The organism is Chromobacterium aquaticum, from assembly GCF_021129195.1.
GTDB lineage: Bacteria > Pseudomonadota > Gammaproteobacteria > Burkholderiales > Chromobacteriaceae > Chromobacterium > Chromobacterium aquaticum.
In genome coordinates, this window is record NZ_JAJOHW010000035.1 from 1 (window position 1) to 20492 (window position 20492).

Genomic DNA, 20492 nt, shown 5'->3' on the forward strand with positions numbered 1-20492 from the left:
TGGCCGAACCGCTGCTGGCGCGGCTGCAGGCCGGCGGCGTGCGCGTGGAGCGCGATCCGGGGCCGGCGCAAGGCTGGCTGGAATGGGAGAGTTTGCGGCTGGCGCTGTCGGATGGCCGCAGCGCGACTCGCCGCGCGGCCGACAGCGGCCACGCCGGCTGGGCGGTATTCGATCTGGCTTTGGATTACGCCAGCGTGTGGCGGTTGGCTCTGGCGGTGGCGGACCAGGCCGCGCCGGAAGTGGCTGCGCGGGCGGAGGGCGTGTTGCAGGCGGCCGGCCTGCTGGTGTCGCGGATGGATGACGCCGCCGGCATGGCGGTGCTGCGCACCGTGGCGATGCTGGCGAACGAGGCGGCCGACGCGGTGGGGCAGGGCGTGGCCACGGCGGACAGCGTGGACCTGGCCATGCGTTTGGGCACTGCTTATCCCTGCGGGCCGCTGGCCTGGGCTGATCGTCTCGGCAACGATTTCGTCGCGCAGACGCTGGATGCCCTGTGCGCGCATTACGGCGACGAACGCTACCGGGTGTCGCCCTTGCTGCGGCGGCGGGCCTTGTCCGGAGGGTGCTTCCATGACTGAGTACGAGCTTGCCTGCCGCCAGGCCGAGCAAAGCGCGTTGGCGCTGCTGAGCCGCGACCGCGCATCGGCCAGCCTGGGCATGGAGCTGTTGGACGTGGGGCCCGGCCGCGCGCGGCTGCGCATGCGGGTGCGCGACGATATGCTGAACGGCTTTCTGCTGTGTCACGGCGGGCTGCTGTGCGCGCTGGCGGACACCGCCTTCGCCATCGCCTGCAATTCCTGGGGGCCGCAGGCCGTCGGCGCCGCCATCAGCATGGATTATCTGCGGCCGGCCCGCGGAGGCGACTGCGTGACCGCTACGGCCGAATGCCTGCATCAAGGCGGGCGGCAAGGCCTTTACGAGGTGAGGCTGAGCAATCAGCGCGACGAAATCCTGGCCTTGCTGCGTGGCCGCTCACACCGGATTGGCGCGTGCGCCGCCTCGGATGATTAAGCAAGAGGAGGTTTTATTGGATCAGCCGGCAAGAGTGGCTAGCAAGAGCCGGTTTTGCGGCCAAGGCAGGTCGGCGCAACGCCGTATCAGGAGCGTTGTCAGCCGCTCTAAACAGGAAATGGCCGCAGAGCCAGCCCCCTATCACACAGGAGAAGCACCATGCCCGCCCCCCGCCCGTCGTCCAGCGAACTGGACGCGATGGAAACCGCCAGCCGCGATGAGTTGTCCGCCTTGCAACTGCGGCGCTTGCGCTGGTCTTTGCAGCATACCTACGACAATGTCGGCCACTTCCGCGCCAAGTGCGAACAGCGCGAGGTCCATCCCGAGCAGTTGCGGCGGCTGGAGGATTTGTCCCGCTTTCCCTTCACCAGCAAGGCGGATTTGCGCGACAACTACCCGTTCGGTCTGTTCGCGGTGCCGCGCGAGCAGGTGGCGCGGATTCACGCCAGCAGCGGCACCACCGGCCAGCCCACGGTGGTGGGCTATACCCGCGGCGATATCGATGCCTGGGCCACGGTGGTGGCGCGTTCCATCCGCGCCGCTGGCGGCCGTCGCGGCAGCATGGTGCACATCGCTTACGGCTATGGGCTGTTCACCGGCGGCCTGGGCGCGCATTACGGCGCCGAACGCCTGGGCTGCACCGTGGTGCCGATGTCCGGCGGCCAGACCGAGCGCCAGGTGCAGCTGATCCAGGATTTCCGCCCTGACATCATCATGGTCACGCCGTCCTATATGCTGAATATTCTCGATGAAATGGAACGGCGGGGCATGGACGCCGCGCTTTCCTCGCTGCAGGTCGGCATCTTCGGCGCCGAGCCGTGGACCGGACTGATGCGGCAGGAGATCGAGCGCCGCGCCGGCATCGACGCGGTGGACATCTACGGCCTGTCCGAGGTGATGGGGCCGGGCGTGGCCAGCGAGTGCGTGGAAAGCAAGGACGGCCCGGTGATCTGGGAGGATTTCTTCTACCCGGAAATCATCGATCCGCACAGCGGCGAAGTGCTGCCGGATGGCGAGGAGGGCGAATTGGTGCTGACCTCGCTGACCAAGGAAGCGATGCCGGTGATCCGCTACCGCACTCGCGACCTGACCCGGCTGCTGCCGCCCAGCAGCCGCTCGATGCGGCGCATCGGCAAGATCGTCGGCCGTTCCGACGATATGTTGATCATCCGTGGCGTCAATGTGTTTCCCACCCAGATCGAAGAGTTGATCCTGCAGCAGCCAGGCTTGGCGCCGCACTTCTATCTGGAGGTGAGCAAGGATGGCCATCTGGATCAGCTGGTGGTCTATGTCGAGCGCGAACCCAGCGGGCCGGCGCGAGACGATGCCAAACAGCTGGCGGCGCGACAGTTGCAGCACGGGATCAAGAGCCATGTCGGCGTGACGACCACAGTGCAGGTGGTGGAGCCGATGGCGATAGAGCGTTCGGTGGGCAAGGCGCGGCGGGTGGTGGACAAGCGCCCGCGCTGACAACTTCGCCGCATGGTTCGCATTTTCGCTTGTTATTTTATCGAACGATCGGTAAATTAATTGGGAGTTGTCACCGCATGCCGGGCGGCGAGGCCTGGCGGCGTTCATCAAGGAGGATGGGCGATGTATACCCAAGCATTGGATCAGCCGGACATCAGCGCGCCGGCGGCGGCGTCATCGCCGCGACAGCAGGCGTTCGACGCCAAGCTGGAAGCGGATGAAAAGATCGAGGCGCGCGACTGGATGCCGGAGACTTACCGCAAGACCTTGCTGCGGCAGATTTCGCAGCACGCGCATTCCGAAATCGTCGGCATGCTGCCGGAGGGCAACTGGATCACGCGCGCGCCCACGCTCAAGCGCAAGGCCATCCTGCTGGCCAAGGTGCAGGACGAGGGCGGCCACGGCCTTTATCTGTACGCGGCGGCGGAAACGCTGGGCGCTTCGCGCGACGAGATGGTGGCGGCGTTGCTGTCCGGCCAGGCCAAGTATTCCAGCATCTTCAACTATCCGACGCTGTGCTGGGCCGATATCGGCACCATAGGCTGGCTGGTGGACGGCGCCGCGATCATGAACCAGATCCCGCTGTGCCGCTGCTCCTATGGTCCGTATGCCCGCGCGATGGTGCGCATCTGCAAGGAAGAAAGCTTTCACCAGCGCCAGGGTTACGACCTGCTGCTGGCGATGATGGACGGCAGCCAGGCGCAGCGTGCCATGGTGCAGCGTTCGGTGAATCGCTGGTGGTGGCCGGTGCTGATGATGTTCGGCCCGCCGGACCGGGATTCGGTGCATAGCGCCAGCAGCATGCAATGGGGCATCAAGCGCATTTCCAATGACGATCTGCGGCAGAAGTTCGTCGACGCCATTGTGCAGCAGGCCGAAGTGTTGGGCGTCAGCCTGCCGGACCCGGCGCTGGCCTGGAACGCGGAGCGCGGGCATTACGATTTCGGCGAGCCGGACTGGGAGGAGTTCAAGCGAGTGCTGGCCGGCGACGGTCCCTGCAACCGCGAACGCATGGCCGCGCGTCAGCGCGCGCATGAAGAGGGCGGCTGGGTGCGCGCCGCCGCCCGCGCCCACGCCGATAAGCAGGCGGCGCGCGCCGCCGCCTGACCAGGAGCTCGCATGTCTGATCGTTCCAGCGCCGGCTGGCCCCGCTTCGAGGTCTTCGTCCTCGGCCGGCACGCCTTGCAATACAAGCATTCCAGCAGCTTGCACGCCAGCGATGCGCGGCATGCGCTGCTGCTGGCCCGCGACGTCTATTTCCGCCGCCAGGAAGGCGTGAGCCTGTGGGTGGCGCTCAGCAACAGCTTGCAGGAAAACGGCATGCCGGCGGTCGTGGTCCGGGAAGCGGCGGAACCGCAGCAGTTCGAGCTGTTCATCCAATTCAAGCCGGGACTGGACCACCTGCACGTCGCCAGCCTGCTGGCCGAGTCGGCGCCGCAGGCCTTGGCGCAGGCCGAGAGCGCTTTCGGCGCCTTCCCGCCCGGCGCGGTCTGGGCGCTGCCCAGCACTGCGTTGAGCTGCAGCGAGCCGGAGCAGCGCCGGCTGTTTATCGAGCCGATGGCCAGCAAGCCTTATCGCTTGCCGACTTTCTTCCAACTGCCGGAAGCCGTGAACCATATGTGAGGAGAACGCGCATGCGCGTGCAAGCGGAGACGCCGGCAACGGCGGAGGTGAGCCAGGATTTGATCGAGTACGCATTGCGGCTGGGCGACAGCGCATTGCTGCTGGGCCAACGTCTGGGTGAATGGTGCGGCCACGCGCCGGAACTGGAGGACGATATCGCGCTGAGCAATATCGCGCTGGACCTGATAGGCCAGGCGCGGCTGTTGCTGGGCCTGGCCGGCGAATGGGAGGGGCGCGGCCGCGACGAGGACGCGCTGGCTTTTCTGCGCGATGTGCCCGAATACCGCAACCTGACCCTGGCGGAGCTGCCTAACGGCGACTTCGGCCAGACCGTGCTGCGCATCGCCTTGTTCAGCGGCTATCAAGTGGCGCTGTGGCAGGCGCTGCGCAGCGGCGGTGACGCGCGGCTGGCGGCGATCGCCGACAAGGCGCTGGCGGAAAGCCGCTACCACCTGCGTTACGCGGCGGAATGGGTGGTGCGGCTGGGGGACGGCACCGACGAATCGCGTCGGCGCATGCAGCAGGCGTTGGCGCATTGGTGGCCATATCTGGCCGAGATGTTCGACGACGACGCGCTGGAGCGGCGTCTTGACGGCATCGCGCCGCCAGCGCGGCAGCTGCGGGCGGCGTGGGAGGCGCTGATCCTGCCGGTGCTGGCGCAAGCCACGCTGCAGCGGCCCGAGGCCAGCGCGTACCGCTCCGGTGGCAAGCGCGGCGAGCATAGCGAATTCCTTGGTCATGTGCTGGCGGAAATGCAGTTTCTGCAGCGCGCCTATCCCGGCGGAAACTGGTGATGGCCAGGCGCGAGCTGACGGTGGCGCAGGCCTGGCGGGCGCTGGAGCGGGTGCCGGATCCGGAAGTGCCGGTGGTGTCGCTGTGCGAACTGGGCATCGTGCGCCGGGTGCGCAGGGTGGACGGCGATCTGGAGGTGACGCTGACGCCGACTTATTCCGGCTGCCCGGCCACCGAGGCGATCGCAGCCTCGGTGCGCCAGGCGCTGGGCCGGGCCGGAGAAACGCGGGTGGTTTTGCGCACGCAGCTTAGCCCGCCCTGGACCACGGACTGGATCAGTGCCGCCGGCCGCGACAAGTTACGTCGCTACGGCATCGCGCCGCCGGAACCGGGTGGTGCGGCGGAGGTCGGCGGCAAGGACTGGCAGCCCCTGCGCTTTCAGCCGGCATCGCCGGCGTGTCCACGGTGCGGCAGCCGCCGCAGCCGGCGGCTGAGCCAGTTCGGGGCCACCGCCTGCAAGGCGCTGTATCGCTGCGAAGCGTGTCTGGAGCCGTTCGAGTATTTCAAACCGATCTGAACAAGGAGGCCGGATGAGACTCGCTTTTCATCGCCTGCGCATTGTCGATGTGCGCAGGGAAACCGCCGACGCCGTGGTGCTGACTCTGGAGCCGCCAGCCGAACTGCAGTCGCAATTCCACTTTACCCAGGGCCAGCACCTGGTGTTTCGGGAGCATATCGACGGCGCCGAGGTGCGCCGCTCCTATTCGCTGTGCGGCGACGCCGACGAGGATGGGCTGCGGGTGGCGGTGAAGAAAGTGGACGGCGGCGTGTTTTCCAGCCATGTCCACCAATGCTGGCAGCCGGGGCGCTGGGTGGAGGCGATGCCGCCGACGGGGCGTTTTTTCACGCCGCTGGCGGAGGCGCAGCGCAAGCATTATCTGGGCATCGCCGCCGGCAGCGGCATCACGCCCTTGTTGTCCCTGATCAAGACCACGTTGCGGCGCGAACCGCGCAGCCGCTTTACTTTGTTTTACGGCAATCGGCGGCGGCAGGACATTCTGTTCGCCGAGGAACTGGCGGCGCTGAAGTCCAGCTATCCGGCGCGGCTGGCGGTGCATCATTTCCTGAGCCGCGAGGCGCAACAGCCCGAGCTGTTTCATGGCCGGCTGGACCGGACGCGGCTGCAGCGGGCGTTGGCGGCGCTGCTGCCGCGAGGCCTGGTCGATGAAGCCTTCGTCTGCGGGCCCAACGATATGATAGATCAGGCCTGCGCCTGTCTGGAGAGCGCCGGCCTGGCCGCGTCCCGTATCCATTGCGAGCGCTTCGGCGAACCCGTGCGCGGCGCGGCGCCGCCGCCGGCGCGGGAGGAGGAGAACCCGGCGGCCAGCGTCACGGTGATCATCGACGGCCAGCAGCGGCAGCTGGCGCTGCGTGCCGGTGAGCGCATACTCGCGGCCGCGGTCGCGGCCGGGGTCGACCTACCTTACTCTTGCCAAGGTGGGGTATGCTGCACCTGCCGAGCCAAGGTGCTGTCCGGCGCGGTGTCCATGGACAAGAATTTCGCCCTGGAACCCGCCGAGGTGGAACAAGGCTTCGTGCTCGCCTGTCAGGCGCGGCCACGAACCCAGCAAGTGGTGCTCAGTTTTGATGAGCGTTGACGGTTGCTTGCCTAGAGCCGCCGGCAAAACCCGGTTAACCCCGGTTTTGCCCGGTGGTTCGTAGTCATCGGGGAGGTTCGTTGCTGCCGCGTCTGGCCTTTTCACTCAATCTGATATGCGGATATGGCCAGAACAAAATCTCCCAATTACGAGGCGCAGCAGCAAAACATATTGGAAAACGCGGCCAGGCTGTTTGCCGAGCAGAGTTTTCCCAGTGCTTCGATAGCCCAGCTGGCTGAGTTGTGCGGCATGTCCAAGCCGCTGTTGTATCACTACTATCGCGACAAATCGCATCTGCTGTTCGATATCGCCGACACCTATGTGGATAAGCTGGTCGGCATCGTCGACGCGGCGGCGCGGCAAGGCCTGCCGGCGGACGCGCATTTGCGGCTGCTGATCGAGCGTTTCATGGAAGAGTACGCGTCCTCGCGCCATTACCACATGGTGTTGGTACAGGATGTCAAATTCCTGGGCGAGACGGAGCGGAAGCAGGTGAAGGCCAAGCAGGCCGGGGTGGTGGCGGCGTTCGCCGAACTGATCGCCCGCCTGCGGCCGGAGCTGCCGGCGGCGCAGGTCAAGCCGGTGACGATGACCTTGTTCGGCATGATGAACTGGACGTTTACCTGGTTCCGCGCCGATGGCGCGATAGATAGGGCGGGCATGGCGCGCATTGTCAGCCAGTTGTTTCTTCACGGCGTGTATGGATGTGGAGAGGGAACTGACTATGAGCAAGTATCTGAGGGAGTACCGCGCTGAGCGGATCTGCCATCTGGAAATTCACCGGCCGGCGCGGCACAACGCGCTGAGCGCCGAACTGATGCGGGAGCTGGAGGCCGCGCTGGACGCGGCGGACGGCGACCCCGCCATCAGCGTCATTCTGCTGTCCGGCACCGAGCAGGCCTTCGCCGCCGGCGCCGACATCGGCCGCATGGCCGAATGGGACTATCAGCAGGTCTTTCTCGACGACTATGTGAGCCGGCACTGGGAGCGCGCGCGTAGCGTGCGCAAGCCATTGATCGCGGCGGTGCGCGGCCTGGCGATAGGCGGCGGTTGCGAGCTGGCGATGATGTGCGATGTGATCATCGCCGGCGAGTCCGCCCGCTTCGGCCAACCGGAAATCAAGCTGGGCACCTTGCCCGGCATGGGCGGCACCCAGCGGCTGCCGCGCGCGATCGGCAAGGCCAAGGCGATGGAGTGGTGTCTGAGCGGCGAGCTGTACAGCGCCCGTGAGGCGGAGCAGGCCGGCCTGGTGTCGCGGGTGGTGGCCGACGCCGAAGTGCTGGCGACGGCGCAGACGCTGGCCGCGCGGATGGCCGGCTATTCACTGCCGGCGCTGCTGCTGATAAAGGAGTCCTTGAACCGCGCTTTCGAATCCAGCCTGACCGAGGGCCTGCTGTTCGAGCGGCGCGCCTTCCACGCCAGTTTCGCGCTGGATGATCGGCGGGAAGGAATGCAGGCCTTTCTCGACAAGCGGCCGCCTCGCTTCCAGCACCGCTAGGCGCGCCAGGAGCGAGGTGAAGGTTTGAGGCCCGGATGCTTCGCTCGTCGTTGTTTAAGAACCTGCCCAATGCTTAGCGAGCACGCGCGAGGCAAGGCGTCATGGCTGGGAAAGCCGCGATGGCCGAGCATGCGGAACGCCTCTGGCGTGTGACGCCTGATGAAACGCGGCAGGCGCTGAATCACTTCTTAATTTATTCAATAAGGAGTCACACCATGTCCCATGCCTATATCTGCGATGGCATCCGCACCCCATTCGGTCGCTACGGCGGAGCGCTTTCCGGCGTGCGCGCCGACGATCTGGCGGCCTTGCCGCTCGCCGATCTGATGCGGCGTCATCCGCTGCTGGACTGGTCTTGCCTGGACGAAGTGATTCTGGGCTGCGCCAATCAGGCTGGCGAGGACAACCGCAATGTGGCGCGGATGGCGGCCTTGCTGGCCGGTCTGCCGCAATCGGTGCCGGCGCTCACCGTCAACCGCTTGTGCGCGTCCGGCCTGGACGCGGTGGGCATCGCCGCGCGCGCGATCGCCGCAGGCGAGGCCGACCTGGCGCTGGCCGGCGGCGTGGAGAGCATGTCGCGCGCGCCCTTTGTGCTGGGCAAGGCGGACGGCCCGTTCGCGCGCAATGCGCGGCTGGAAGACAGCACCATAGGCTGGCGCTTCGTCAACCCGGCCTTCCAGCGCCAGTTCGGCATCGACTCGATGCCGGAAACCGCGGAAAACGTCGCGCGCCAGTTCAATATCTCCCGCGCCGATCAGGACGCGTTCGCGCTGCGCAGCCAGCAGCGTTACGCCGCGGCGCGCGAGCGCGGTTTCTTCGACGCGGAAATCCTGGCGCTGGAGCTGCCGCAGCGCAAGGGCGAGCCTCTACGGGTGGCCCAGGACGAACACCCGCGGCCGACCACCACGCTGGCGGAGCTGGCGCGGCTCAAGGGCGTGGTGGCGGACGGCTCGGTCACCGCCGGCAACGCCTCCGGCGTCAACGACGGCGCGGCGGCCTTGCTGTTGGCCAGCGGCGCTGGCATCAAGCGCCACGGCCTGCGCCCCAGGGCGCAGATTCTGGGTCAGTGCTCGGTGGGGCTGGAGCCGCGCATCATGGGCATGGGGCCGGCGCCGGCGGCGGAAAAGCTGCTGCGGCGCTTGGGCCTGAGCGTGGCGGAACTGGATGTGATCGAGTTGAACGAGGCCTTCGCCTCGCAATCGCTGGCGGTATTGCGGCAATTGGGCCTGGCCGACGATGACGCCAGGGTCAATCCCAACGGCGGCGCCATCGCGCTCGGCCATCCGCTCGGCGCTTCCGGCGCGCGGCTGGTGTTGACCGCCTTGCGTCAATTGGAGGCCAGCGGCGATAGGCTGGCCTTGTGCGCGATGTGCGTCGGCGTCGGCCAGGGGGTGGCGCTGATATTGGAACGGGTGGAGGGAGAGGGCTGATGGACGAGCTGGTGTTGTTGGAATACCCGGCCCCCGGTGTGGCGCGGCTGCGTTTGAATCGTCCGCAGGCATTGAATGCCCTGAACCTGGAGATGCGACGGCAATTGGCGCGCCATTTCCACGCGGTGGCGGAACAGCGCGACATACGGGTGGTGGTGCTGTGCGGCGCTGGGCGCGCGTTCGCCGCCGGAGCCGACCTGGCGGAGCTGGCCGATTGTGGCAGCATCGAACTGATGCAACGCCAAGTGCATAAGCTGTGGCAGGCGATAGCCGATTGCCCCCAGCCGGTGATCGCGGCGGTGACGGGCTATGCGCTGGGTGGCGGCTGCGAATTGGCGATGCACGCCGACATCATCGTCGCCGCGGAATCGGCGCAGTTTGGGCAGCCGGAAGTCAAAGTGGGTGTGATGCCGGGCGCTGGCGGCACCCAGCGCTTGCTGCGCGCGGTGGGAAAGTTCCGCGCGCTGAAGCTGCTGCTGACCGGCGAGCGCATCGGCGCGGCGGAGGCGCTGGCGATGGGCCTGGTCAGCGAGGTGGCGGCGGACGAGGCTCTGGAGACGCGGGCGCTGGAACTGGCGATGCAGATCGCGGCCTTGCCGCCGCTGGCGGTGGCGCAGATCAAGGAGGTGGTGCTGGCCGGCGCCGACGCGCCGTTGGCGACGGCGCTGATGCTGGAGCGCAAGGCATACCAGCTCTTGTTCGCGTCGCGGGATCAGAAGGAGGGCATGCGGGCATTTCTCGAAAAGAGAGCCGCGGTGTTCCTAGGGGAATAGGAAGTTCTTGTTATGACTCTGGAGAGTTGATTTCAATTCAGGGGGTATGGATATCTTCATAGCATGTTTTAGATGCTGGTCTACTACAATCAGGGGGCTTTATTACCGTGATGGAGGGTGGTATGGAGGTTGATAACCTTGTTGTTCGCCTTGATGGAGAATATGTTTTATTGCTATTGGGTACAAAACCACAGGCTAAGGTTGAGTTAAAAACTTTACGTAGAGTGAGCCCAGTTTTTACTGGAAGAACGGATGATGAGTGTCGGGTAATTCTACAAAAACAGAGTAACCGAGAAGTCCTATATGCAGTGGTCGACAAAGAGCGGCCACGCCAATTCCCCGCACAAGGTGTTTATCACATTACGCCACAGGATTTGCAGGGAAGTGTATTTGTTGAATAGTTAAACGGGCAACGCAGTAAAGCGTTGCCCGTTCTATTCAGGCTATTGTGTTCAATGCGCGCCGCTATCGCCGCCAGCAGCGGTGAACGGGGGCTTGGCGAACCACACCAGGCCGATCAGCAGCACGAACAACACGCCGGACAGCCAGAAAATCTCATTGGCCGCCATGATGTAGCCCTGCTTGGTGATTTGCAGCGAGGTCAGCGCCGCCTGCTGTCCCGAGGACAGGCCGGCCATGTCCAGCAGCCGGAACCAGGCGTTGGACGCCTGATCGTAGAGGCTGACATGCTCGGTCAGGCGCGCGTGGTGCATCGCCTCGCGACGGTCCCACATCGTGGTGGTGATCGAGGTGCCTATGCTGCCGGCCAGAATCCGCAGGAAGTTGGACAGGCTGGACGCGCTGGCGATCTGGCTGGGATGCAGGCCGGACAGGGTAATGGTGGTCAGCGGCATGAAGAAGCAGGCCACGCCTATGCCTTGCACCACCTGCGGCCACACCACGTAGGCGAAGTCCATCTGCGGGTTGAAGGTGCTGCGCCAGAAGAAGCAGATCGCGTACACGCTGAAGCTCACCGTCACCACCCAACGCATGTCCAGCCGCTGCGCGTACTTGCCGATGATGGGTGACAGCACCACCGGGATCAGCCCGATGGGGGCCGCGGCCAGGCCGGCCCAGGTGGCGGTATAGCCCATCTGGGTCTGCAGCATCAGGGGCAGCAGTACCACGGTGCCGAAGTAGAGCATGAAGCCCAGGCTGATGGCGACGGTGCCGACGGTGAAGTTGCGCTGCTTGAACAGGCTCAGGTCGACGATGGGATGTTTCTCGCCCAGCTCCCAGATCACCAGATAGACCAGCGCCAGCACCGCGATCACCGCCAGGGTGACCACCTCGGTGGAGTTGAACCAATCCAGTTCCTTGCCGCGGTCCAGCACCATTTGCAGCGCGCCGACGCCGATCACCAGCAAGGCGAGGCCGATGCGGTCGATGGGCAGGTCCACGGTGTCGGTTTCGCGCGGCTTGAGGATGCGCCAGGAAATGAAGGCCGCCGCCAGTCCCACCGGCACGTTGATGAAGAAAATCCAGCCCCAGTGCCAGTTGTCGCTGATCACGCCGCCCAGAATCGGGCCGAACACCGGCGCGACGATCACCGTCATCGCCCATAGCGCCAGCGCCATGCCTTTCTTCTCCGGCGGGTAGCAGGACAACAGCAGGCTTTGCGACAGCGGAATCATCGGGCCGGCCACCGCGCCTTGCAGCACGCGGAAGAAAATCAGCATTTCCAGGCTGTTGGACATGCCGCACAGCCAGGAGGTGAGCACGAACAGCAGGGTGGAGGCGGTGAACAGCTTCACCTCGCCCAGGCGCTTGGCCAGCCAGCCGGTCAGCGGCACCGCGATGGCGTTGGCCACCCCGAAGGAGGTGATCACCCAGGTGCCCTGGCTGGTGGCGGCGCCGAGGTTGCCCGAGATGGTGGGCAAGGCCACGTTGGCGATGGTGGTGTCCAGCACTTGCATGAACACCGACATCGACAGCGCCAGCGTGATCCAGACCAGCTTGGAGCCGGTCAATGGTGGATGATTCATGGTCCGGCCTCCTTATTCGGCCTTGCCTTCACCCGCGTTGGCCGCCAGCAGCGTCCGCACCAGTTCATCGGCCTGTTTCAGGTCCGGCAACTGGCCGGAGACATCCTGATGGGCGACGAAGGGCTGGGCTTCCGCCACCGCCTTGCCATCCTTGCTGGAGGTGTCCACCACCACGTCCATGGACAGGCCGACACGCAGCGGATGCGATTGCAGGTCTTTCGGGTCCAGCTGGATGCGCACCGGCACGCGTTGCACCACCTTGATCCAGTTGCCGGTGGCGTTCTGCGCCGGCAGCAGCGAGAAAGCGCTGCCGGTGCCGGCGGACAGGCCGACCACTTTGCCGTGGTAGACGATCTTGCCGCCGTAGAGGTCGGACTTCAGTTCCACCGGCTGGCCGATGCGGATCTTGGCCAGTTGGCCTTCCTTGAAGTTGGCGTCCACCCACAGGTTCTGCAGCGGAATCACCGACATCAGCGGGGTGCCGGCGGCCAGGCGCTGGCCAACCTGTACATTGCGGCGGGCGACGGCGCCGTCCAGCGGCGCCTTGATCTCGGTGCGCTGCAACGCGAGCCAGGCTTCCTTCAGCCGGCTGGCGGCGGATTTGACCGCCGGCTGCTGCGCCAGCGCGTCCTTGCCCAGCAGCGCGGCGCTGGCTTTCTGCTGTTCGCGCGCGGCCTCCAGCGCGGCCTTGGCTGCGGCGACGGCGTCATTGGCGTGGCCCAGCTCTTCCGCCGACAGCGCATCGGTGCCGGCTAGCTGCTTGCGGCGCTTCAGGTCGGCATCGGCGCGGGCCAGCTCGGTTTCGCGCAGGGTGACCTGGGCCGCCAGTTGCTGGGTATTGCTCATCAATTGGCGCGTTTGACGCACGGCTTGAGCGAACTCATTGCGGGCGCGGTCGAAGTTCAGCTGCGCGTCGTTCTTGTCCAGGCTGACCAGCAGTTGGCCGGCCTTGACGTGCTGGGTGTCGTCCACCAGCACTTTGGCGACGGTGCCGCCCACTTCCGGGGTGACTTGCACCAGGTGGCCGCTGACATAGGCGTCGTCGGTGCTTTCCTCGTGGCTGAGCACCAGCGCCCAGTAAGCGCCGTAAGCGATGGCGATGGCGGCGAACAAGGTGGTGGCGACAATCAGATTGCGCTTGCGGCCTTGCGCGGTTTTGGTTTTCTTATCCATGACGATGGTGTCCTAGTGGGTGGCGGGGGCAGCGGTGAAGCCGCCACCCAGTGCGGTGTTCAGCGAGGTCCAGGCCAGTTTGCGGCCGGCTTCGGCGTCGATGCGCGCGGATTGTTGCGCCAGCGCGCTGTCCTGAGCGTCCAGCAGGTTCAGCTTGTTGATGATGCCGGCCTTGAAGCGGGCGCCGGCGGAGTCCGCCGCGCGCAGGCTGCTGTCCTGTGCTTGACGCACCTGTTCCAGTTGCTTGCCGCTTTGCTGCCAGCCGCTGACGGCGTCGGCGGCGTCGCGCAGCGTGTCCAGCACGGTCTGGTTGTAGCTGAGCACAGCCATGTCATAGCTGGCCCGTTGCTTGCCCAGATTGGCCTGGATCGCGCCGGAGTGGAAAATCGGCAGGCTGATCGCTGGCATGAAGCCCCAGAACGAGGAATCACCGTTCATCAGCTTGTTGAATTCCAGCGAAGTCTGGCCGGCGAAGGCGGTCAGCTTGATATTGGGATAGAACTCGGCGCGCGCGGCCTTGACCGCGCCGGCCATGGCTTCCACTCGCGCGCGCTGGGCGGCGATGTCCGGGCGCTTGCCCAACAGATCGGCGTTCAGGCCGTCGGCATCCATGGCAGGCACCGTCAGCGCCTTGCCCGGTTGCAGATCGCGCAAGGCGTCCGGGCCTTGGCCGGTCAGCGCCGCCAGCGCGTGGCGGGCGCGGTCGCTGTCTTGCGCCAGCGCGCTTTGCTGCTGACGCAGGCGGTGCAGCGAGACTTCATTGCCGCGCTGATTGTCGCCCGGCAGCAAGCCGGCGTTGATGCGGGCCTGGGTCAGCGTCTGGCGGCTTTCCGCCAGCTGGATGCGCTTGGCCAGCACCGCGCTTTGCGCCTGCAGCCGCTGCAATTGGGTGTATTGGGCGATGACGGCCTGGGTCAGCGTCAACCGGGTTTGCGCGCCCTCGAAGGCGATCGCGGTCTGCTGGCCGACGGCCTCGTCGATCTGGCCACGGTGCTTGCCCCAGAAGTCGAACTCCCAACTGCCCATCAGCATCGCGGTATAGGCGTTGACGTAGTCGCGCGAGATCGGCGCCGGGAACTCGTAATTCAGCTGGGTCATATTGGCGCTGAAGTCGAGTTTGGGGCCGCTATTGCCTTCGACAATACCGACGGCGGCGCGCGCCTGGCGCAGCCTGGCCTCGGCCAGCTTCAGCGACGGCGCGTCTTGTAAGGCGCTGGCCACCAACTGGTTCAAAGCGGCGTCATTCAACTGGGTCCACCAGTCGCTGGCGAGCTGTCCGCCCTGCTTGTTGGCCAGGCGCAGTTGCTCGGCATTGAGCTGACTGGCCGGGACGCTGTCGGGGCCGAAGCTCGCGCAGCCGCCCAATAGGGCGCTGAGCAGCAGGGCGCTGACGCCGTGCTGCCATTGAGTCTTTTTCACCTTGAGGGTCTCCCCGTGTTCACTTGCTTTATTAGCAATTGATGAAGTGATTGATGATGTGATAGTCACTTAAGTTATTATTAGGACGAAAAAAACCGCGTATGCGGCCTTAACCGCCCAGGCTGCAGAGCAGCTTGCGCAATAGGCGTTCGAACTCTTGTTTTTCCGCGGCGTCGAAATCGGCCCACAGCTCGCGGTGGCATTCTCGGGAGATGGGGAGCAGTGATTCCACGAGTTGAACGCCGCCCGGCGTCAGCTCCAGCAGAATCTTGCGCCGATCTTCCGCGCTGGGCGAACGCGCGGCCCAGCCGTTTTTGACGAGTTCGTCGGCAATGCGCGTGGCGTTGGTGCGTGATGAATCCAGCGTATCGCTGATTTCAGACGGGTAGAGCGCCTGCTGCGGACAGGCGTACAGCGCCAGCAGGGCCATCCATACCGTTTCGTTGAGGCCGTGCTGCTTGAGCTTGTCGCACAGGTGAGCGGACAGGCGCGGCAGGATGTGGTACAGCAAGCGCGCCAGAATCACCTCCTGGCGCGGCACTCCTGGAAAACGCGCTTCGATCCGATTGACCGCCTGCTCTAGCGTTTGAAAAGACTTGGTTGGATTCATGAACGCCATTTTAGTAACTTAGGTTACTATTCCGCAAGTGATAATTTAGAAGGAGATGGGACGGTTGCGTTGAAAGCCGATGTGGCGGAAATAAATATGCCCAGCCGGAGGGGCTGGGCGCGGGTGGGAATGCCGGCTAGTCCAGCAACTGCAGCACGCGTTCCGGCGGCCGTCCCACCACGGCGCGCTCGCCGCGGACGGCGATGGGGCGCTCAATCAGCTTGGGATTGTCCACCATCGCGGTAATCAGGTGTCTGGGTTCCAGTGTGATGTCGTCCAGATAGAGTTCGGCGTACTCCTCCTCTTTCTGGCGCATCAGGTCGCGCGGTTCCATGTTCAGCAGCGCCAGCAGGCGCTCCAACTCTTCATAGCTGGGCGGGTGTTTCAGGTATTCGACGACTTCGACTTCCGCGCCGGCGTTTTCCAGCAGGCTGAGCGCCTCCCTGGATTTGGAGCAGCGCGGATTATGGTAGAGGCGGATCATGGTATCTCCTTGTTATGGCTTTGCGCGGAGCGAATTGATCGTGGCACGAAATCGCGATTGGCGCCAGCGTGCGTGGCGGCTTATGGCTAGCACAATATGCACCGATGGCGTTTAATTTGAATCAGTCTTGTTTGGCAAGTTCCGGCCCAACCGTTACCATGCATTGACTCTCATTGTTATTTATTCGCCATGCACGCCTCCACACGCAGCCACTTCGGGCTGGCAATCCTATTGGCGGCCCTGTCCACGCTAGGGCCGTTTTCGATCGACACCTTCTTGCCGGCGATGAGCGCGATCGGGCAGAGCCTGGCGGTCACGCCGCTGCAGATGCAGCAGGCGCTGACGGTATATCTATTGTCTTACGCGGTGATGATGCTGTGGCATGGCTCCATCTCGGACGCGGTGGGCCGCCGTCCGGTGGTGCTGGTCACCACCTTGTTGTTCAGTCTGGCGTCAATAGGCTGCGCGTTGGCGGACAGCCTGGGTCAGCTGTTACTGTTCCGCGCGCTGCAAGGCTTCTGCGGCGGTGCCGGCCTGGTGGTGGGGCGGGCCATCATCCGCGACAAGCTGGACGGCGCCGACGCTCAGCGGCTGATGTCGCAAGTGACGATGTTGTTTTCCCTGTCACCGGCGATCGCGCCGGTGGTGGGCGGCTGGCTGTTCGGCGCCTTTGGCTGGCATTCCATCTTCGTGTTCATGGCGTTGATCGGCCTGGCGCTGTTCCTGATGAGCTGGTTCGCCTTGCCGGAAACCCATCATGAATCGGCGCGCCAGCCCTTGAAGATCAAATACCTGCTGGCCAACTACTGGCAGGTGGGGCGCAAACGCGAGTTTCAACTGCTGACCGCGGCGGTGTCTTTCAATTTCGCCGGCTTTTTCCTTTACATACCATCGGCGCCGGTATTCCTGATGCAGCACTTGCACCTGGGGCCGGGGCAGTTCTTGTGGATGTTCGGCCCGGCGGTATCCGGCATCATGTTCGGCGCCTATCTGTCCGGCAAGATGGCGGGACGCGTGGAGCAGAAGGACATCGTGTCGCGCGGCTATGTGGTGATGTTCATCGCCGCCGGCTGGAACCTGTTGTACAACCTGCTAGCTCCGACCGCGGCGATGCCGTGGGCGGTGCTGCCGCTGGCGTTGTACACCACTGGCATGTCGATCGCCGCGCCGTCCATCACCCTGAACCTGATGGACCAGTTTCCGTCCTTGCGCGGCACCGCCTCGTCGCTGCAAGGCTTCTTCCAGACCATGATGTCCAGCGTGGTGGCCGGCCTGATCGCGCCGCTGGTCTGGGGTAGCCCGCTGAGCCTGGCGGCCTGCATGATGGTCATGCTGGTGCTGGGCTTCGTGTTCCGGATGGGGTATAGGCGGCGGGTAACCATGGCGTCCAGATGATGCCGTGAGGCTTCAATATCATTAAAAAACACCACAGTTTAGCTGTGGTGTTTTTGTTTGAAGAGGCTCAGCCTTGTTTGAGAGCCAGCGCAAACTCGCGTAAGCGTCCGGATTGTTTGGCCGAGCTTATACGGTCGCGCAGGAAAGCCAACAGAATACCTATCGCCAGTCCGCCAAAGAGACCCAGCATGGTGATCTGTGCTCGTTTGGGCTTGCTCTTCAACTCAGGAACTTCCGCTTTGTCCAGTACCTGGATCTGGGAAGAGTCCTTGGCTTCCTCTATACGCGCCAGCTCGTATTGCTTAGAGAGTAGTTCGAAGATGGTCTCCTGATATTTGACATCGCGCAGGCGGCGCAGATATTCCAGCCCGGACTGCGGCACTTTGCCAGTTGGCACCATCACATCACCAGCGCTTTCTTTGCCGGTTTCCAATTTGGCCAGTTGTGCTTTTAAGCCGGCAAGTTCTTGGCTAGTGCGCTGGTACAATGGGTTCTGCTCGGTGGCGTAACTACGCATCGCTTCCAGCTGAACTTCTTTAGCCGCGATACTGGCTTTGACTTGGGTTACCGTGTTCATGATGGCGGACACCTGCCCTTCCGGCTGGATCATGCCGGTGCGTTCCTGGGTTTTGCGCAGCGCGGTTTCCGCTTCGGCAAGCTGTACCTTGGTTTGCTTGAGCTGGTTTTCAAAGAAGAGGCGCCGTTTGGCCGCGTCGGTCACGGCCAGGCCCTGATTCAGTTTTATCAGCTGCTCGATGTAGGCATTGGCTAGCTTGGCGGCAAATTGGGGCTCGGCATCATTCACGCTGATGCTGATCATGCCATCCTTGCCGCTACTGATTACGCTGGCATTTTGCAGTTCCTTCCGGGTGGCCTCCATGGATTCCGTTTGGTAACGCTGCTTCAGCTTGAACTGCTGAATCAAGCTATCCGCTATGGTCCTGCTTTGCAACATACCGATATAAAGGTCGTTTGGGTTTTTTAAACTAGAGGCACCGCCGGCAATGCCGGCCAAACCACCTAGCTGCCCCAGCAGCGCACTCATGCCTGCGCTCTGCTGTTGCGGCGGCAGGATTTTTGCGGTCGAGGTAAACGTGGGCGGCAGTAAGAGGCTTACCAGTAATGCGGCCGCTCCTAGGAAAGCGGTGCTGCCAAGGATCCAGTATTTCTGTTGCACGAATATCCGAATGATATCCAGAAGATTAATCTCTTCCGAGGTGTCGCTTGCTAGTGTGGTGTTCTCATTCATGGACATAATCAATTCCAGATGTTAGGGCGCGATCGCTTATTTCAGGACTTTAAGGCCGGCAGCTCCCAGGCCGAACTGGTAAAGAATTGACGTCCATTCTTTTAAGGACTGGGTCCAACTGCTGACGACGACTTCGTCAGGCACGACGATGGTGTCGCCTGGATTGATGCGTTTGCCGCCCAAGCTGGAGAACCAACCGGCGTTATTGTTGCTGGCTACGGTGCCATCCGCCCGCAGCACATAGGTTGCAGACTTATCGCCAGTCTGGGTAATGCCACCTGCGAGATCAAGGTAGTCCTTGACCGCGCGTTGCGGGCGATAGATGAAGGCATTGCTTTGATAGACGGCGCCTAAGACGTTGACGGTGCCGGGGCGGCGTGGAATGGTGATGGTGTCGCCATTCTGCAGAGGCAGGTCTGGCAGGTCTTTGACCAAGGCGTCAGCTCCGCTAAGCTCTAACACGACACGGCCTTCCGCCTTGATCGCGCGCATTTTTTCGGCCAGCTTGCGTTGGCGTTCGACTTCAGCGGTAATGGCGGCGACATTGTCTTTGTCGGTTTGCTTGGAGAGCCTGGCCGCGGCGGTCTGTTCCAGTTCCTTCTCGAAACGAGAAGCAACTTCATCTAACTTGGTTTGTTGCTCCTTGCGTATGCTTTCGCGCTGCAAGGCGGTGGCATAGATATAGCCATATTCTGTTGTTCCGCCTAGGCGCATGACCAGTTCACGCAGCGTCTCGCCTTTCTGTAGCTGGAAAGTACCGGTTTGTTTGGCTTCACCGGTAACCCGGACAAATTCGGTTTCTTGGCGGACATCGACGGGCAAGGCGCCAGGAGCAAATACCCGGAAAATATCGCCAGCAGCCAGCTTGAGCTGTTTCAGCGCCGGGGCATTGATGTTGCTATTGTCTGGGCTGGCTTGCCATTGCAGCGCGAATTGATTGTCAGTATTTTTCTCCAACCGCCACGCCTTGCTCTCCGCAGCAGACTCCAGGCCGCCAGCCCAACGCAACAAGTCCGCACTGCTTTCTCCTGCAGAGAACTCGTAAATAGCGGGATGTTTGACGTCGCCTAGCAGAGCGACTCGCTTATTGGCTGGGGTGATGTGGATAACATCGCCATCACGGAGAGTTAGGTCGGAGGACTTGTCGCCATCGACCAGAATTTTGTATAGGTCAAGCGTGCCAACCGACTTGCCATCGCGCATCAGCTGGATATTGCGCATCGAGCCATTATCGTTTGGACCGCCGGAGGCAAACAGTGCATTCAGTAGCGTACTCATTCCACTCAAGGTGTAGCTGCCAGGCGCTTGGACATTGCCGACCACATAGACTTGCACTGCGCGTGTTTGCAGCAGGCTGGCACTGAGTTCGAAATTATTGAACACGCGCGAGACGCTTTTCTTCAGCGTATCTTGCAAATCCTTGAACTTGACACCGGCAACTGCCACCGAGCCGACACGAGGCAGGTAGACGGTGCCATTGCGTTCGACGGTCAAGGTCAGGTCAATATCGACCATGCCCCAGCCCTTGACCTGGATTTGATCTCCCACCCCTATGACATAATCAGGATTGACCTGAGCCGCATCGGTTGGTGCAAAAGTCGATGGCGGATTGGTGAATAGATCACTGCCAAAGATGGGCAGAGTCTTGCCGGTTGCTACTCGCACAAACTCAATAAATGGACTAAGTTCCTGCTCGCCTTGTTTGCGGAGCTTGGGAGGCCGCATTTGGTATGCTTGGCCAAAACGTGGTGTCTGATTCGGAATAGCTTGCTGGTTGGCTATATTGGGCATGCCGAATGAAGAGTCGCTGTCATAGCCCTGCATCATCGTTTCCGAAAATCCTGTGGCGGCGGATTTACCATTTGGGGCTGCGTGGGCCGAGGCAGCACCGAGGGCGAAGATGCCCGCAAGCACGCGGATGGAAATGTCGCTTGAAATATTTTGTAAGATTTTCATTGCTTATAAGACCATATTCAATAGTG

At 63.3% G+C, this 20492-nt stretch carries 21 protein-coding genes; 14 read left to right on the forward strand and 7 right to left on the reverse strand.

Annotation, left to right across the window (positions count from 1 at the left end):
* From LQT98_RS05820 to LQT98_RS05880, 13 genes are all read left to right on the forward strand, one after another.
* A partial coding sequence (locus tag LQT98_RS05820; protein WP_231461469.1) for a 3-hydroxyacyl-CoA dehydrogenase family protein occupies positions 1-578 on the forward strand: 578 nt, incomplete at its 5' end.
* A complete protein-coding gene (gene paaI / locus LQT98_RS05825) occupies positions 571-1011 on the forward strand; it encodes a hydroxyphenylacetyl-CoA thioesterase PaaI (RefSeq protein ID WP_231461470.1) in 441 nt (146 codons plus the stop codon). The genes LQT98_RS05820 and paaI, both read left to right, overlap by 8 nt.
* 159 nt (positions 1012-1170) lie before the next feature.
* Positions 1171-2481 carry a phenylacetate--CoA ligase PaaK gene (gene paaK / locus LQT98_RS05830; RefSeq protein WP_231461471.1) on the forward strand — a complete coding sequence of 437 codons (1311 nt, stop codon included), beginning with the start codon at positions 1171-1173 and terminating at the stop codon, positions 2479-2481.
* Positions 2482-2604: 123 nt separating this feature from the next.
* Positions 2605-3588 (forward strand): 1,2-phenylacetyl-CoA epoxidase subunit PaaA, encoded by a 984-nt coding sequence (gene paaA / locus LQT98_RS05835; RefSeq protein ID WP_231461472.1) that lies wholly within the window; start codon positions 2605-2607, stop codon positions 3586-3588.
* A 12-nt stretch (positions 3589-3600) separates the two neighbouring features.
* Positions 3601-4104, forward strand: coding sequence for a hypothetical protein (locus LQT98_RS05840; RefSeq protein ID WP_231461473.1), 504 nt, complete (start codon positions 3601-3603; stop codon positions 4102-4104).
* Between the two features lie 11 nt (positions 4105-4115).
* A complete protein-coding gene (paaC, locus tag LQT98_RS05845) occupies positions 4116-4898 on the forward strand; it encodes a 1,2-phenylacetyl-CoA epoxidase subunit PaaC (RefSeq protein ID WP_231461474.1) in 783 nt (260 codons plus the stop codon).
* On the forward strand, positions 4898-5413 hold the full coding sequence (gene paaD / locus LQT98_RS05850) for a 1,2-phenylacetyl-CoA epoxidase subunit PaaD (protein ID WP_048409377.1): 516 nt from the start codon (positions 4898-4900) through the stop codon (positions 5411-5413). The genes paaC and paaD overlap by 1 nt, the downstream gene beginning before the upstream one ends.
* 13 nt (positions 5414-5426) lie before the next feature.
* The gene (gene paaE, locus LQT98_RS05855; protein WP_231461475.1) at positions 5427-6494 is read left to right on the forward strand and encodes a 1,2-phenylacetyl-CoA epoxidase subunit PaaE; all 1068 of its coding nucleotides are present in this window, start codon (positions 5427-5429) and stop codon (positions 6492-6494) included.
* A gap of 123 nt (positions 6495-6617) precedes the next feature.
* Complete coding sequence (locus LQT98_RS05860) at positions 6618-7250, forward strand: TetR/AcrR family transcriptional regulator (RefSeq protein WP_231461476.1); 633 nt, start codon at positions 6618-6620, stop codon at positions 7248-7250.
* Entirely contained in the window at positions 7219-7992 is a 774-nt protein-coding gene (locus LQT98_RS05865) for an enoyl-CoA hydratase-related protein (protein WP_231461477.1), read from the forward strand. Before LQT98_RS05860 ends, LQT98_RS05865 begins: the two co-directional genes overlap by 32 nt.
* 215 nt (positions 7993-8207) lie before the next feature.
* Entirely contained in the window at positions 8208-9422 is a 1215-nt protein-coding gene (gene pcaF, locus LQT98_RS05870; protein WP_231461478.1) for a 3-oxoadipyl-CoA thiolase, read from the forward strand.
* Positions 9422-10195: an enoyl-CoA hydratase-related protein gene (locus LQT98_RS05875; protein ID WP_231461479.1), complete on the forward strand. Its 774-nt coding sequence runs from the start codon at positions 9422-9424 to the stop codon at positions 10193-10195. The genes pcaF and LQT98_RS05875 overlap by 1 nt, the downstream gene beginning before the upstream one ends.
* Positions 10196-10317: 122 nt before the next feature.
* The gene (locus LQT98_RS05880; RefSeq protein WP_231461480.1) at positions 10318-10596 is read left to right on the forward strand and encodes a hypothetical protein; all 279 of its coding nucleotides are present in this window, start codon (positions 10318-10320) and stop codon (positions 10594-10596) included.
* A gap of 51 nt (positions 10597-10647) precedes the next feature.
* Here LQT98_RS05880 and LQT98_RS05885 read toward each other — a convergent pair whose 3' ends face one another.
* The 5 genes from LQT98_RS05885 to arsC form a co-directional block, all read right to left on the reverse strand.
* On the reverse strand, positions 10648-12180 hold the full coding sequence (locus LQT98_RS05885) for a DHA2 family efflux MFS transporter permease subunit (RefSeq protein WP_048409383.1): 1533 nt from the start codon (positions 12178-12180) through the stop codon (positions 10648-10650).
* 12 nt (positions 12181-12192) lie between these two features.
* Entirely contained in the window at positions 12193-13353 is a 1161-nt protein-coding gene (locus LQT98_RS05890; protein WP_231461481.1) for an EmrA/EmrK family multidrug efflux transporter periplasmic adaptor subunit, read from the reverse strand.
* A gap of 12 nt (positions 13354-13365) precedes the next feature.
* Positions 13366-14772: an efflux transporter outer membrane subunit gene (locus tag LQT98_RS05895; RefSeq protein ID WP_231461482.1), complete on the reverse strand. Its 1407-nt coding sequence runs from the start codon at positions 14770-14772 to the stop codon at positions 13366-13368.
* Positions 14773-14881: 109 nt separating this feature from the next.
* The gene (locus tag LQT98_RS05900) at positions 14882-15382 is read right to left on the reverse strand and encodes a MarR family transcriptional regulator (protein WP_048409386.1); all 501 of its coding nucleotides are present in this window, start codon (positions 15380-15382) and stop codon (positions 14882-14884) included.
* 136 nt (positions 15383-15518) lie between these two features.
* Positions 15519-15866, reverse strand: coding sequence for an arsenate reductase (glutaredoxin) (gene arsC, locus LQT98_RS05905; RefSeq protein ID WP_048409387.1), 348 nt, complete (start codon positions 15864-15866; stop codon positions 15519-15521).
* Positions 15867-16055: 189 nt separating this feature from the next.
* Here arsC and LQT98_RS05910 point away from each other — a divergent pair, with 189 nt between their 5' ends.
* Entirely contained in the window at positions 16056-17261 is a 1206-nt protein-coding gene (locus LQT98_RS05910) for a multidrug effflux MFS transporter (RefSeq protein WP_231461483.1), read from the forward strand.
* Positions 17262-17328: 67 nt separating this feature from the next.
* Here the strand turns inward: LQT98_RS05910 and LQT98_RS05915 are convergent, their stop codons facing one another.
* The gene (locus tag LQT98_RS05915) at positions 17329-18510 is read right to left on the reverse strand and encodes a GumC family protein (RefSeq protein WP_231461484.1); all 1182 of its coding nucleotides are present in this window, start codon (positions 18508-18510) and stop codon (positions 17329-17331) included.
* Positions 18511-18546: 36 nt separating this feature from the next.
* Positions 18547-20466 carry an SLBB domain-containing protein gene (locus LQT98_RS05920; protein ID WP_231461485.1) on the reverse strand — a complete coding sequence of 640 codons (1920 nt, stop codon included), beginning with the start codon at positions 20464-20466 and terminating at the stop codon, positions 18547-18549.
* Positions 20467-20492 lie beyond the last annotated feature (26 nt).

What these genes read in the sequence shown, in the direction of transcription:
- paaA (WP_231461472.1), top strand. Translation starts at nt 2,605, where the DNA reads ATGTATACCCAAGCATTGGATCAGCCGGACATCAGCGCGCCGGCGGCG.
- LQT98_RS05860 (WP_231461476.1), top strand. Translation starts at nt 6,618, where the DNA reads ATGGCCAGAACAAAATCTCCCAATTACGAGGCGCAGCAGCAAAACATA.
- LQT98_RS05890 (WP_231461481.1), bottom strand. Translation starts at nt 13,353, where the DNA reads ATGGATAAGAAAACCAAAACCGCGCAAGGCCGCAAGCGCAATCTGATT.
- paaD (WP_048409377.1), top strand. Translation starts at nt 4,898, where the DNA reads ATGGCCAGGCGCGAGCTGACGGTGGCGCAGGCCTGGCGGGCGCTGGAG.
- LQT98_RS05840 (WP_231461473.1), top strand. Translation starts at nt 3,601, where the DNA reads ATGTCTGATCGTTCCAGCGCCGGCTGGCCCCGCTTCGAGGTCTTCGTC.
- paaK (WP_231461471.1), top strand. Translation starts at nt 1,171, where the DNA reads ATGCCCGCCCCCCGCCCGTCGTCCAGCGAACTGGACGCGATGGAAACC.
- LQT98_RS05915 (WP_231461484.1), bottom strand. Translation starts at nt 18,510, where the DNA reads ATGAATGAGAACACCACACTAGCAAGCGACACCTCGGAAGAGATTAAT.
- pcaF (WP_231461478.1), top strand. Translation starts at nt 8,208, where the DNA reads ATGTCCCATGCCTATATCTGCGATGGCATCCGCACCCCATTCGGTCGC.
- LQT98_RS05900 (WP_048409386.1), bottom strand. Translation starts at nt 15,382, where the DNA reads ATGAATCCAACCAAGTCTTTTCAAACGCTAGAGCAGGCGGTCAATCGG.
- LQT98_RS05885 (WP_048409383.1), bottom strand. Translation starts at nt 12,180, where the DNA reads ATGAATCATCCACCATTGACCGGCTCCAAGCTGGTCTGGATCACGCTG.
- LQT98_RS05920 (WP_231461485.1), bottom strand. Translation starts at nt 20,466, where the DNA reads ATGAAAATCTTACAAAATATTTCAAGCGACATTTCCATCCGCGTGCTT.
- paaI (WP_231461470.1), top strand. Translation starts at nt 571, where the DNA reads ATGACTGAGTACGAGCTTGCCTGCCGCCAGGCCGAGCAAAGCGCGTTG.
- paaC (WP_231461474.1), top strand. Translation starts at nt 4,116, where the DNA reads ATGCGCGTGCAAGCGGAGACGCCGGCAACGGCGGAGGTGAGCCAGGAT.
- LQT98_RS05880 (WP_231461480.1), top strand. Translation starts at nt 10,318, where the DNA reads ATGGAGGTTGATAACCTTGTTGTTCGCCTTGATGGAGAATATGTTTTA.
- paaE (WP_231461475.1), top strand. Translation starts at nt 5,427, where the DNA reads ATGAGACTCGCTTTTCATCGCCTGCGCATTGTCGATGTGCGCAGGGAA.
- LQT98_RS05910 (WP_231461483.1), top strand. Translation starts at nt 16,056, where the DNA reads ATGCACGCCTCCACACGCAGCCACTTCGGGCTGGCAATCCTATTGGCG.
- arsC (WP_048409387.1), bottom strand. Translation starts at nt 15,866, where the DNA reads ATGATCCGCCTCTACCATAATCCGCGCTGCTCCAAATCCAGGGAGGCG.
- LQT98_RS05865 (WP_231461477.1), top strand. Translation starts at nt 7,219, where the DNA reads ATGAGCAAGTATCTGAGGGAGTACCGCGCTGAGCGGATCTGCCATCTG.
- LQT98_RS05875 (WP_231461479.1), top strand. Translation starts at nt 9,422, where the DNA reads ATGGACGAGCTGGTGTTGTTGGAATACCCGGCCCCCGGTGTGGCGCGG.